Origin of the sequence: Leptospira tipperaryensis, from assembly GCF_001729245.1 — a bacterium.
GTDB lineage: Bacteria > Spirochaetota > Leptospiria > Leptospirales > Leptospiraceae > Leptospira > Leptospira tipperaryensis.
The window spans coordinates 917436-930571 of the sequence record NZ_CP015217.1 but is presented as its reverse complement, the minus strand read 5'-3'; the positions used below and the strand labels follow the sequence as shown (position 1 = coordinate 930571).

Here is a 13136-nt window from a genome sequence, read left to right as displayed (position 1 = left end):
GATTGCAACGGACTTCAAGTCCGCTTTGAAGTATAATTTTTGTGGACAGGATTTTTTGGAACTGACTTCCGAGAAATCGATCGTTCCTTTCCAGGTCATAGGAATTTTTAAGAAAACACATTCTATTTTCATAATATTATTGATTCTATCGATTAGATCCCGTCCAAGATATTCCATTCCTCTTCCGAACGCGCTCCTAAGTCTTCTCCATTTTTGCGACTCCATTCGTAAGCTTCCGATTTGTATTTCTTCGCTTCCGAATGATTTCCAATTCGATACGAATTGATTGCAAGGCCGGCCAGAAGATTGTGCAGAAAACGATTGCATTCTTCCGACATTCTTATCTTACAATGTCTGAGAAGAATTTTTCCGGTCTCCACCGCCAAAGAAGGATCCGGTTCGATTTCCTTTAAATCCGGATCCGCAAGCATATAGGAGCTGATAAAATAATCTCTCCTTTCCATCTTTCCAATGGATTGAAGAATACAACGTTTCAATGCGGGAACATTCGAAACCCTTAAATACTCGCGAAGATCGGCGCGAAAGAGTTCAAAAAAATCAGGATAAGAGTCGTCATACCAATTCTGAAGAGATGCAAAATATCCGCTCACCCGAGCCAAACAATGCTCGGGTCTTTTTTGAAGTCCTGCCTCTATATTAGAAAAAAGGAAAGTAAGACTCAGGAGAAAGAAGAGGAAATATCTTCTTTTCGAGAAGTTCGAAGAGTTTTTTTTGAAAAAGTAGGAACACATACTTTTCAGAAGCGCCACGGAAAAATCAGTAGATCACGGTTATTCGGTAATCCCAGGAATTGTTTCCGGTTTTCTCAATGGTTTCAGCTAACGGAAGACGATAACTCAGTTTTCCAAGATTCACGTCTCCCCGATTGGAACGACAAACGGAAGCGATCGGAAAATTCACCTTAAAAAGAATGGAACTCGTTCGGAGAAGTCGCAGGGTTTCAGAGTAAATTTTCTTCTCTCCGTCCTTTTTGAGGGTTTCGGGCCCTCTGCTGATGGACGGAATTTCTCTCTTCACATAGATCGTGTTTCCTTTTTTTCGAACCTGAACCTTTCCGAGCAAAGCGTCTTCGATCTGAGAAAGATCCTGAAATTCTACTTTAAAATAAACCTTGGCTTTTTCTCGGAACAAACTCGGATCCGTTTCCGGAGTTACGATCTTTTGAAAGGTATAATCTTTGAGAACGATATTCTTGGAAAAAAAACCTTTGTTGAGCCGATTTGAAATCTCGTCTTTCTGGGTCGGAAGAAACTTAATCAGAGATTCGTCGGAGTTCCTGCGGGTCGGAACTACATAAGAAACTTCTAATGTCCCCGAAAAATCGTGATTGATCGTGATCGTTTCCTCGTAATCAAAACAATTTGCGAAAAATAAAAGGATAAAAGGGAAGAATAAAAACTTGGATAATCGGCCGTAAAAAAGGCTCATGCATCAAATTTGAGACGGAAAAGGATTCCGTCAACGGAAAAGAAGGTTTGGAGAAAACGGGTTCTCCGACTTCATTTTATCAAATGGCATCAAACGAGAATTGTGGGAACTCTCACAATTCTTCACAAAAAAACGCCGAAAAGAAAGATTCTTTCCGACGTTCTTTTGCAAAAGCGAAACGCTTTCTTACTTGGAAATCGGATACGCCTCGTTTCCGTGTTCCAAAATGTCCAAACCGGTAATTTCCTCGTCCTCGGAAACACGAAGTCCAATGGTGTATTTGAGTGCGAGAAAGATGATGGAACTCGCCCCAAAAGACCAAACAAACGCGATTCCAATCCCGGTGAGCTGAACTAAAACTACCGACAATTCACCTCCGAAGAAAAGACCGTTGACTCCTCCGTAGGATTCTTGAGCAAAAAGTCCCGCAGCAAAGGTTCCCCAAGCACCACAAACACCGTGAACCGAAACGGCTCCCACAGGATCGTCGATATGGATTCTATCAAAGAAAAGAACGCTCAAAACCACGAGAATTCCCGCAATGAGACCGATGATCACTGCGGAAGAAATACTAACGTTCGCACAAGGAGAAGTGATCGCCACAAGACCCGCAAGGGCGCCGTTCAAAGAAAGACCGATATCGGGTTTCTTAAACATAATCCAAGTCAAGATCATCGCGGACAAGGCCCCGGCCGCAGCGGACATATTCGTAGTCACTGCGATCACCGCAAAGTTTCCTCCGCTTACGGAAGTTGTTGAACCCGGGTTAAATCCGAACCAACCAAACCAAAGAATAAAAACACCCAATGCCGCCATGGACATATTGTGTCCAAGAATCGGGAAAAGTTTTCCGTCTTGGTATTTACCGATCCGAGGCCCGAGAATCAAAGCCCCTGCAAGACCCGCCCAACCGCCGACCGAGTGAACCACGGTGGATCCTGCAAAATCGATAAAGCCCTGTTGTTCTAAAAATCCCTTACCGAGTCCCCAAAGTCCAGCCCAAGCAAGGCTTCCGAAAATCGGATAGATAAACGCTGTGATCAATGCAGAAAATATAATATACGAAACGAATTTCGTTCTTTCCGCCATCGCTCCCGAAACGATCGTCGCGGCCGTCGCGGCAAAAACCATCTGGAAGATTAAGAATGCAAATCCCCACTTGTCCGGAGTTCCGTCCTTCACGATCAGAGAATCCGCAAGACCCGGAATTCCGATTCCAAAACCCGGAAAAATCTGAGGTCCGAACATGATGGAGAATCCGATCAGCCAGAAAAAGATAGAACCAAAACAGAAATCGATGAAGTTCTTCATCAAGATGTTCACGACGTTCTTAGCGCGAGTAAAACCCGCTTCCACGTAAGCAAAACCTGCTTGCATGAAAAAAACCAAAAACGCGGCGATACAAGTCCAGAGCCAATTGGTCTCGGACCTCAGAGTGGCCAACTCGTCGCTTACTGCTTTGATAGCAGGATCGGGAACGGCGGCCGCGGCTTCCGCTACGGGAGCGTCTTGGGCAAAAACTCCTGTAGACAACAGAGCGAGGATTAAAACAAAATACCAACGCATAGTATAACTTATCTCCTTTTTTTATTCAAATCATTCCAGTCAAACAGCCAGCTTTGTATCGTCATCCTCTCCGGAAAGAGAAGGATCTTCTTTTTTCCGCATAAGGTCTTCCAACTTCTTGAGAGAAATCTTAAGATACTCGTTAGTCGGCGCGCTCTTGATTCCTTGTTGAAGAACCTTGATCGCTTTCGGACTTTGATTATCTTTCAGATAACATCTCGCCAAACGAAGACTCGCTTTTGAATACGTGTGATCGATCGCGAGAGAACGTTTGAGAGAACGTTTCGATTCTTGAATATTCTCCGTTTCGTAATAAGCTCTTCCGATTAAATAGTGAATATAAGCCGAATCCTCACCGGAAGTTTTAACAAACTTATCCAAGAACTGAATCGCCTTTGGAAAATTACGATCTCTGTAATACATTCTTCCGAGAAGAAGAAGACTGTCCTTGATCGAGTCATCCAAAGAATAAACGTCCAGAGCCTTATCGTAAGCCAGAGAATCGTTTTTCTCGCGGGCCGCGGTCTTTGCGACGTTCATCATCGATTTTGCTTTGTTGAGAAGCGGATTACACTGAAGAGCCATGATCGAGATATCGTCTCCGTTTCTCGCTTCTCCCTTGTATCTCTTAAATCTTGAAATGAGAGAATCCACGAGATCGCCCACGTAGATACGATCCCTTTGTTCTTCGAGGGTTTGTTTTTCCTGTCTCACCCAATCCAAAAATCGAGCGTTACCGAGTTCTTGGCGTTCCGGATTTTTTTGTTCCACGATCCCGTCGGAAGTAAGAATGAGAATGTCTCCCGGGTTGATACGTCCGTGTTTTTCTTCGAAGTTACTACGGCTGACTTCGAAAATTCCCATAGGAACTCCGTTCGAATCGAGCTCGTCGATCACGCCCGTATCGTTTCTAAAATGAATCAACTTTTGATGGGCCCCATTCACATAAGAATATGAATAGTCTCCGTAGATTCTTAGGATAAACGCGGTGAAGTAAGTTCCCTCCGGAAGTTGAGGACGAATCGATTCTCCAAGCTCCGTAAGAATTTCTGTAAGTCCGAGACCGAGAGAAGTACATCTTCTAAATTGATAATGAATCGACATCGTTACGAGCGCCGCGGGAATCCCGTGACCGGAAACGTCCGCGATGATCACCGTAACCGCATTGCCGTGTCGCACAACGTCGAAATAGTCCCCCGAAACTTCGGTCATCGGTTCGTAATACGTTCCGAAATGAATTCCGTTCCAAGGTGCGATGTTCGTGTTGATGATCTGACTCTGGACGTTTCGGCCCATCCTCATATCAAACTCGAGTTGTTTGAGAATTCCCGCTTCTCTCTGATTGGCCTCGATAAGACCTTCGATCAAACGAACGGACGTAAGAGCGAGCGCCAACTGAGAAGCCAAAGCTTCCAAGATTTCGATATCGTCTTCGATGTAAAAAAAGCTGTGTTCCGATTCGACGGCGATCGTTCCTAAAACCTCGTCCTTATAAAGAATAGGAACGCACATAACGGAGAGAGTAGATTCTCCTTCGTCGATATATTCGGGATGATACTCGAGATTCTGAACGAGAAGAGACGTTTTCGTTTTGAACGTATGACCGGAATAACCTTCCTTCTCGGTAACGCTTCTCCGAGGAGGTGTGGTTTCCCGAAGATAACGTACGGGCACTAAAAGTCCGTCCTTCCAGATTCTTAAAGTAGTGTTATCACATTCAAAGATGTCCTTACAAATGTTTGTTACCGAATTGTAGAGTTCGTCGTGCTTATCAACCGATGCAAACTCCTTGCTGATATAAAGGAGAATATCGATTTTATTTTTTTCGGTCAAACCACCGACTACCTTGTGGTTCCCCCGAAAACTGACTACCTTACGTTGACCAAATTTTAGTTCTATCATATCCCGCACTCCAAGGAAAGGATTCACTCCTTGAATTCGCTTCTCTTTGCATTTCTTCTGCAAGAAACGTACCAGGCTAAAAGTGGGGAAAATCTGCCTTCTTTTTATAAATAAAGAATATTAAAAAGACCTACGACGGAAATATGCTTACTAAATGAGCATGACATAATTCACTTTATCTAAAAGTACAGCAGAATTAGGAAACGAAAGGTTTGCGGATTTTAGAAAAGACGGAAAGAAAGCCTTCCTTGATCTTATTTGCAAAACCCGGCCGGGCGCGGGTTCCGTATTTATGAAGAAAAGATTCTACGTATTGAAAGACGTCGTCGTCTGCCCGATCTCCCATTACGAGACAAGCGTGCCCGTAATCGTCCGAAGATCCGTTCGCCTTGGAGATCACTCTAAATTCTTTCTTTTTGGAACCTGCGTTTTCAAAGACGGAACGAACCGAGTCCGGAGTCGCGATCACGTCCTTCTCTCCCGCGATAAATAAAGAAGGCACGTTGATCTTTTTCTGAAGATGAACGTAATCGTAAAAACCGTTGAGAGAATGCATTTCCTTAGTCTCGATCCAACGCATAAATTGTTCGGTCACACCGTCGCTTATGTTTTCGATCGCATTCTTCATGATCTTCTTTACGGTTTTGGAAGAAGTCACCTTCGGGTTATAAAGAATTTCATCGATCGGAGTATAAACTTCTCCCGCGATGGGCGCGAGGATCGAAGCTCCGAATTTAAGATCCAACATTTTCCTCGCGCGAGGAAATCGAGAAAGAAGACCAAGCAAAGTAATTCCGATATGATTTAAGTTTCCCGGTCCTCCCAAAGAAACAAAGGCTCCGATATCTTTTGTATCCTTAGGTTCGGAGATACAAAAATGAGAATAAAGAATCATCGCTCCCATCGAATGACCCACGTAGGAGATACGATCGGCTCCCGTGATCTTTTTCACTTTATCGATCATCGCGGGAACGTCGTATTTTACGATATCGTCAAACGTAAAGTCTTCGTAACGAGTCGGACTTTCGTGATACGATCTTCCACAACCTCGGAGAGAAACCGCAAAAACTTCGTAACCTCTGAGTTTTAGATAATAAGGAAGAGAATGTCTTCTGTCGAGATCGACTACATACTTATTCGTCGCGATTCCATGCACCACAAGAACGGGCGCGAGTTGAGGGTTTGGTTGCGGAGGGATATGTCTGTGAAGCGCCAAGTTCCATCCGTCTTTCGTTTTTGCAAAATGGACTTCGTCGGCGATATCTTCTTGTCCATACAACTTACCGATCCAATTCAAAAGCAAAGGATGGATGAGAAGAATTAAGATCAAAATTCCGGTAAAGATAAAAGCGAGCGTGGAAGCAAGAAGTGCGAATAATAACAAGATGAGAAAAGTGGTGGCTAAGTAGAAAGGACTTCTACGATTCTTTAAGATCGCGAGCACAGGTTAAAAATAATCGAAATTCCGAAATGTCAAGGATTAGAAGCTGCTTGCCCGAAAATTCCAAGAAAAGATCCTGGTAGAATCCATCCGAGTTCTTCATGTCTCAAGGTCCCGAATATAAACTCTACAAATCGCCGAACGGCTGGTATTCTATGGTGGTCCCCGCACACTGGGTGCAAATGGTCATCGAAGGAATTCCCGCGTTTTTTGAAGAAAACGGAAGCGGCGCCCTTCAAGTCTACGCGTTTGAAAACAAAGTGGGAAGTTATATTCTCAAAGAAGAATTAGAAAGATATCTGAAAACCCACGAAATCGACTTCGAAGACGACAAGGTCGCGGACTTTGAAAACGAAGAAGGAAGCAAGATCATGGCTTGCGAGTTCGTCAAAGAGGATAGATTTTGGATGGTCTATATGATCGCCAATAAAAAGAGAATGATTCTCCTTACGTATAACAGCGATGAGGTGCCCGCAGAATATTTAGTGAGCGAACTCACAACCGTCATCAGTTCGATTCGTTTCGCTCAATAGAAATCACTTTTTCCAGAGAAGAAATTCCGCATTCTCGGTTGTAATCATCGATTGAATGACGTTTGCAAAGTCGAAGTTTTTATACGTGGAAACGATATCATAGACTCGGTCATAACCTTCGCAACCGCTCGGAATCAAACACCCACTATCCTTACCGATCAAAGCCAGCCAAATATCCGGTTCGACCGGCCCGGCGTCCGTGTTGATCAACCGAATCTCGTCGATTTCCTTCCATAAAATCTGTTCCGTTTTTCTTTTCGGATGTTCCACTCTTACCAATTCGTCGGTAATGATAACTGTAAATTCCTCTTCCGGATATTTTAACAGATTCAATTTTTTGAATATAAAATCGAAAATGCCCATTTCAGAGATTCTTTAGTTCCGTTCTCAGATTCTCCTTTGCCCGCTTTTCATATCTTTCGAAAAAATAATCCGTTTTGTAAATTCGATCCATGTCTATAAAGTATTTCAAAACTTTACCACGACCGACTCTGTAATCGGAATCGGAGTAAATGGAATATTCTTTTCTAATATTCTTACAATAGCCGGAATACAAATCCCATTCTTCTCCAAGAATCGATAAGTCCGCATCTAAGAATAGATTTGTATCCAAGTCCTCGCAAGAGCATAACCTTACTCACAAGTTGTCCGAATGGGACGAAAATCTGTCGGAACTCCGACTCCCTTCCGTAAAAGTCGCGCGCCCCGCCCAAATTTCGGGTGGTGGGGCGGGTGGTGGAAAAAATCGGGTGACTTTTCCTCTATCACAGAATTCTAATTTTGCAAGAAAAAATTCCGATGTAGGAACTCCTACAAAATCCTTTCTTGTAGTATGATTCTCGTCGCAGTTCCTCACAATTCGCCGGTAAGGTTATTGTCTCGCAAAGAGCGAAGCTTTTTTCTTCATTCTCCTGGGAAGAAACTTCGTAGATGAAGTCGTGATAAACGATGCATCTTACTCAAAGCAATCGAATCGAAGAGCTACTCGATCGCAAGCGTAGCCGCGACCGCCTTCTTCCAACGTTTTAACTTTTGAGTTCGTTTTTCCGGATCCATTTTTGGTTCAAAGGTCTTATATCCTTTTTGTAAGGACTTGAGTTCTTCCGTATCTTTCCAAAATCCGATCGAAAGACCCGCGAGATACGCGGCGCCCGTCGCGGTCATATCCGGTTCCGGAGCGCGGTTGACTCTCATATTAGAAAAGTCTGCAAGACATTGAAGAAGAATATCGGATTGAGAAACTCCACCGTCGACTTTGATTTCCTTGATCTTTACCTTTGTATCTTTTTGAATTCCTTCTAAAACTTCAAAGAGACTCAAAGCGATTCCTTCCAAGACGGCTCTTGCGATATGACGTCTATGAGTCGCAAGTGAAAGTCCGCTGATCGAGGCCTTTGCTCTCGGATTAAAATAAGGAAAACGAGCGCCCGTAGGATAAGGAATAAAAACAACACCTTCCGTGTCTTCGGCTTGCGCCGCGAGTTCGTTCAAAACCTTGGGCGTATCGGAAAGTCCGATTCCCTTTCCAAGCCAATCGATGAGAGTTCCGGCGGTTGCAACAAAACCTTCGAGCATATAAGTTGTTTGTCCGTTGAGCCTCCAAGCGATCATAGGAAAGAGTCCTCTTTTGGAAAGTTTAGCCTTGGGTCCGATGTTGATATCCACAAAGGCTCCCGAACCTTGAGAAATTTTTACTTCTCCCGGTTCAAAACAACACTGACCGAAAAGCGCAGCCATCTGATCTCCGATCGAAGCGCGGATCGGAACGGAGTTTCCGCCGAGAAACTCGGGAAGACTGTGACCAAAATCTCCGTTGCTGTCTTTCACTTCCGGAAAGAGATTCGCGGGAATTCCAAAAATAGAAAAGATCGGCTTGTTCCAAATCAACTGAAATGGATTGAACATTCCCGTAGCAACCGCGTTAGACGAATCCGTTAGGTGATTCTTGCCGCCGGTGAGTTTATAGATAAACCAAGTGTCCAGGGTTCCGAAAAGGACCTCCCCTTTTTTACACCTTTTCTTGAGTTCCGGATTCTCGTCTAAAACCCATTTTAATCTGCAGGTTGCGTGATCGGTGGTGAACTTGAGCATGGAAGTCGCGATCATCATCGGATGATTGGTAAGATTTCCAATCACGGTCGATACGATTCGAATCAAACGCCAGACAAAATTCTGATTCATCGTATCGGCGGTTTTATAAGAACGGACATCGGCCCAACTGATCAGAGGTGTGAGAGGTTTTCCGGAAGATTTTTCCCAGAGAAGAAAAGAACCTCGTTGATTACAAATTCCTAATACTGCGATTTCCTTTGCGAGTTCTTTTTTCTTTTGAATTTTCTTCAGAAGCGAAAGAAGCGCCTTCCAGAGAACTTCCGGATCGTGTTCGAGAGCGCCCGGGGCCGGAATATTCGGAGGAGTCTTTTCATATTGTCTTTCGACAATTTTTCCTTTGCGATCGAGTAAAAACGCTCGAATCCCGCTTCCTCCGCTGTCGATGGAAAGGACGTATTTTCCCTTTGGATTGGTCATTCAATTCTCCGAAATATTCTTGCTGGATAAAAAAGAAGAATCCGTATCTTTCTCGCAAAAGAAGAATTCGAGAAGATAAAACGAAATCAAAAAAATAGATAATCGAAAGGAGAAGATTCTGTCTATGTTTTTTGCGAAAATAGGAGAACAAAGAACAAGGATTTCGAACTCAAAAAAAAGAATTCGCAGACAAATAAGAGGAAGAAGCTTCAAAAAACGAATCGGAAACTTATAAATCGCGGAGACTCAAATTCGATCGATCTTAAGAATCGAATCTTCCATTCTTAAGATCGAAATCAGATTCCAAGGATAAAAAAAAATCCTAAACTAAGATTCCTCTCAGATGCGAAAGAATTCTCCGATTATCAGAAGTCGCGAGGTCCTTCGCCATCTTGTGAAAGATCATGGATTGAGATTGGCGATCCAATTTATCCATGAGCATCCCAAGAAAACGAGGTTCGGAAACAAGGACAAGACTGAGGAAACGATTGGACTTTCTTCCTTGAGAAATTCTATCGGAAATCTGACTCGCGAAGGTTTCAGCGACTCGCCGCTTTGGCTCTTGGACGGATTCGGTATCAAAGGCAACCCTCTGTGCTTTCGCGCTTTTACCGGGACCGGAAGCCTGGAGAATCAGCTCGCTATTTTTCATTCTTCCTTTTGGATTTTCGATGCTTTCCAAAAGCTCAAGACCGTTGCGTGAACCTTTGTATTCATAGATTTTCGCTTCGGATCGATTTGCGACCACAACCCATTTGTTTTTCATACAATCTCCTATCGAGCGACCCATAGGGAGCGAGATAGCCAAAAGCCGCGAAGCGAAACTCAGTGCCTCACTCCCTATGGGTCGTTCAGCACAATGTTGGCTCTTTGCGAAGCAAAGATGAGCGACGTCAATCTTCCTCACGACAAAAACTATCTCAAAAACTTCCTCAAATCACTCAAAATCATTTCAAACAAAATAAAGCCGTTAAAAAGGAAAACCACGAGATAGCCAAAAGCCGCGAAGCAAGGCGTTGGTTCTTTGCGAAGCAAAGATGAGCGACATCAATCTTCTTCACAGCAAAACCTATCTCAAAAACTCCCTCAGATCACTCAAAATCATTTCAAACAAAATAAAGCCGTTAAAAAGAAAACTTACGAGATAGCAAAAAGCCGCGAGACGAGTAATAAAGTGAATTTGTTCTATACGAATTGATGAGAAAGTTCAATCCCTTTTTCCATTTTTAAAAAACGAAGTCGGCATTGTATAACAAACGTTCAAGTTTAGAGAAAGAATCGGCCATTACTAAAAGAATAAATCCGAGACGTGATTTCGATTTGAGAAGAACGATAGAAAATCACTCACGACTCCTGTAGAGGGTTTCGCCTTAAACTACATTCTTAATCTATAATATAGAATTCTTTCCAAGAATTCCAAAATTGAAAAATATTTCATAGAACAAGTTATAGAAATAAATCGATATCTAAATCGGAGATCAGCCTTAATCCTTTGGAAATACATGTCATTCAGACAGGAATTTTTTTATTGATTTCCCAGTGGAATTCCAAGGAAGACTCCAGTAAAAAGGGGAAAAATATTTTACCGGAAAGCGCTGAAAAAAGACCTGTAAAAAAGGGATATTTGCTTAGAAATCCAGTAGAAACGAAAAAGTAGGAACTCATACTTTTTACGGATCTCATAAGAATTGAATTCAACTTCTTCTTATCTTTGACATAAATACATCGATTTCTGGACTTCTTTGCAACGGACTTCACTTCGCTTAACAATTTGTGACTCTAAAATCTCATATGCGAAAGACATTCACAGAAAGAGAAGAATAACGTGATTCAGAATCGTTCTTCAGTTTATATACTGAAAGGATTTTTCCTCGGATTACTTGTAAGTTTATCAAAGAAATCTAAGATCTTAGGATTCCATTCTAAAATAAAAATAAGAAGAATGAATTTTGATCTTTGTAGGTTTTGATTTTTAAAAAGGGTCTTTTTCTTTTTAAAAAAGAGTGATGAAGAAAACGTTTTCTCTGCGTCCGTATTCTTAGGAGCAAAAGAAAGCGAAAGAAAAGAACAGGAGTGGTGATTGCGATGGGTTTTTTTCCAGATTTGGATTTACTAAATTATCTAAGTTCCTTAGACAACGGGATAAATCAATATTTAGAATATTTTTACACGGCTAGTATTGTAATTAGTCTTTTGACAGGGGTTTCCGGTATATATAAGGCAAAATTGGATCGATTGAATTTAGTCCGAGGAATCTTTTTATTAAGCGTCTTCTTCTGGATTTTAGGTCAAGGAAGAGCTTTCTCCTACATTACCCTACCGATCGGGACCTTACTCAAAAATGAACATCGAATTTTTTATTCGTACTTTTTTGGATTTGCCATCTGCGCCAGCCTTTCCTCTACATTCTACGTAATGAACGTAGTCGGATGGTTGCGGGATCCGCTTCGTTATAGTCTTTGGGCTTTTTTCAGTTTTCCTACGATCTTGATTTTATCATCCTTCATGGAAAATTTGCATTCTCTCATTTATCTTGGAAAAACTTTGATATTTTTACTACAGATTGTTTCTGGCGTCTGGATTTTTTCCTATATCAGAAAGAATCGTATGAAACGAATCTATTACAATTATCCGATCCAAAATTTCGCAGTCGCTCTAGCGATCATTAGCCATACGATCGGCCTTTGGACCGGAATATCGAATTTAATTCTTATCTCCGTTGCCGTACCCGGTTTTTTCGTGATTTACTTTTTTATACTCGAATACAATTTTCCGGACTTCTGGAAAAAAAATCATCTCAGCGATCTTTCGAACGGATTAAAATTAGAATCGGATTCCGAATTCGAAAAACAAGAAGCACAAAGTCTCAATCCGACGAATTCCAGAAATTTAATAGAAGGTCTGGACGTTGACATCATCGACGCAAAAATCAATCGTTTTGTTTTAAATCGAGAATTCTTAGACGAGGAAATTCGTTTACCGGATTTTTCGGCTTACGTAGGGCTTTCCGTTCACCAAGCTTCTTATTATTTGAATCAATATAAGAAATTGAGTTTTTCCGATTTTCTCAATTACCATCGATTGGAAACCGCGAAGGAAATGATTGTAATGAATCAGAATATGAATCTTTTAGAAATCGCCCTGGCCTGCGGTTTCAATTCTCCTTCTTCCTTTCGCAGGGCCTGCATAAAATTTGAAGAAAAATCTCCGAAAGAACTGAGGCAGCGACTGATTCAAATAGAAAGACCGATCCAGAATCTTGAATTACAAGCTCAAGTTTGAGCTTGTTTTGTAAAATTTAGTTTTTAAGAAGAAACCTGTCCCATTTCCAAGATCCGGACGGAAGAAATCAACAATCGATCTGAATTTTTCTAAGGTTCAGATCGATTTGTTTTCTAAAATTCACCGGTTTTAATTTCCTCTTCGAACCTTACAACATTCTTTGCTTCCCGATTTTCAAAAAAAGAATCTTAGATAAAAAGAAAAGTGTCTCGTTCCATTCTCAATGCAAAGAATCCAGTGAAGACTCCTCATCCTTTGTTATCCAAAGATTCAAAAGTAAGAATTATACTTTGCTTTGCAATCTAAACAACGCGTCTCCAAGGCCTTTTCACATTCTCCATAACAGAATTTCATAATATAACCTGAACACTTCATTCTGCAAATATGACTTCACAAGAATGTAATTCATAAGCATTCGAGAATATTCAAAGAAT

At 41.9% G+C, this 13136-nt stretch carries 10 protein-coding genes and 1 pseudogene; 2 read left to right on the top strand and 9 right to left on the bottom strand.

Going from position 1 to position 13136, the window contains the following annotated elements; translation table 11 throughout:
• Positions 1–152: 152 nt before the first annotated feature.
• The 5 genes from A0128_RS04415 to A0128_RS04395 all read right to left on the bottom strand — a co-directional run bounded on the left by A0128_RS04415 (position 153) and on the right by A0128_RS04395 (position 6361).
• Complete coding sequence (locus A0128_RS04415; protein WP_245667199.1) at positions 153–611, bottom strand: hypothetical protein; 459 nt, start codon at positions 609–611, stop codon at positions 153–155.
• A 166-nt stretch (positions 612–777) separates the two neighbouring features.
• Positions 778–1449, bottom strand: a complete 672-nt coding sequence (locus tag A0128_RS04410; protein WP_069606404.1) for an LIC11874 family lipoprotein — start codon at positions 1447–1449, stop codon at positions 778–780.
• 186 nt (positions 1450–1635) lie between these two features.
• A complete protein-coding gene (locus tag A0128_RS04405; RefSeq protein ID WP_069606403.1) occupies positions 1636–3015 on the bottom strand; it encodes an ammonium transporter in 1380 nt (459 codons plus the stop codon).
• A gap of 39 nt (positions 3016–3054) precedes the next feature.
• Positions 3055–4917, bottom strand: a complete 1863-nt coding sequence (locus A0128_RS04400) for a SpoIIE family protein phosphatase (RefSeq protein WP_069606402.1) — start codon at positions 4915–4917, stop codon at positions 3055–3057.
• Positions 4918–5113: 196 nt separating this feature from the next.
• A complete protein-coding gene (locus A0128_RS04395) occupies positions 5114–6361 on the bottom strand; it encodes an alpha/beta hydrolase (protein ID WP_069606401.1) in 1248 nt (415 codons plus the stop codon).
• Positions 6362–6373: 12 nt separating this feature from the next.
• Between A0128_RS04395 and A0128_RS04390 the strand changes: the two are divergent.
• A pseudogene (locus A0128_RS04390) lies at positions 6374–6891 on the top strand (hypothetical protein).
• A gap of 3 nt (positions 6892–6894) precedes the next feature.
• On the opposite strand, the gene A0128_RS04385 reads toward A0128_RS04390, so the two are convergent.
• The 4 genes from A0128_RS04385 to A0128_RS04360 all read right to left on the bottom strand — a co-directional run bounded on the left by A0128_RS04385 (position 6895) and on the right by A0128_RS04360 (position 10186).
• On the bottom strand, positions 6895–7254 hold the full coding sequence (locus A0128_RS04385; protein ID WP_069606400.1) for a hypothetical protein: 360 nt from the start codon (positions 7252–7254) through the stop codon (positions 6895–6897).
• Between the two features lies 1 nt (position 7255).
• Positions 7256–7504, bottom strand: a complete 249-nt coding sequence (locus A0128_RS04380; RefSeq protein WP_069606399.1) for an HD domain-containing protein — start codon at positions 7502–7504, stop codon at positions 7256–7258.
• 368 nt (positions 7505–7872) lie between these two features.
• A complete protein-coding gene (locus tag A0128_RS04370) occupies positions 7873–9420 on the bottom strand; it encodes a glycerol kinase 5 (RefSeq protein WP_069606397.1) in 1548 nt (515 codons plus the stop codon).
• A gap of 322 nt (positions 9421–9742) precedes the next feature.
• Positions 9743–10186 (bottom strand): host attachment protein, encoded by a 444-nt coding sequence (locus A0128_RS04360; RefSeq protein WP_069606395.1) that lies wholly within the window; start codon positions 10184–10186, stop codon positions 9743–9745.
• A 1319-nt stretch (positions 10187–11505) separates the two neighbouring features.
• Here A0128_RS04360 and A0128_RS04350 point away from each other — a divergent pair.
• Positions 11506–12702, top strand: coding sequence for a helix-turn-helix domain-containing protein (locus A0128_RS04350; RefSeq protein WP_069606393.1), 1197 nt, complete (start codon positions 11506–11508; stop codon positions 12700–12702).
• Positions 12703–13136: the final 434 nt, after the last annotated feature.

Coding starts and splice junctions, on each gene's coding strand:
- A0128_RS04410 (WP_069606404.1), bottom strand. CDS start 1,449: ATGAGCCTTTTTTACGGCCGATTATCCAAGTTTTTATTCTTCCCTTTT.
- A0128_RS04405 (WP_069606403.1), bottom strand. CDS start 3,015: ATGCGTTGGTATTTTGTTTTAATCCTCGCTCTGTTGTCTACAGGAGTT.
- A0128_RS04400 (WP_069606402.1), bottom strand. CDS start 4,917: ATGATAGAACTAAAATTTGGTCAACGTAAGGTAGTCAGTTTTCGGGGG.
- A0128_RS04385 (WP_069606400.1), bottom strand. CDS start 7,254: ATGGGCATTTTCGATTTTATATTCAAAAAATTGAATCTGTTAAAATAT.
- A0128_RS04370 (WP_069606397.1), bottom strand. CDS start 9,420: ATGACCAATCCAAAGGGAAAATACGTCCTTTCCATCGACAGCGGAGGA.
- A0128_RS04360 (WP_069606395.1), bottom strand. CDS start 10,186: ATGAAAAACAAATGGGTTGTGGTCGCAAATCGATCCGAAGCGAAAATC.
- A0128_RS04350 (WP_069606393.1), top strand. CDS start 11,506: ATGGGTTTTTTTCCAGATTTGGATTTACTAAATTATCTAAGTTCCTTA.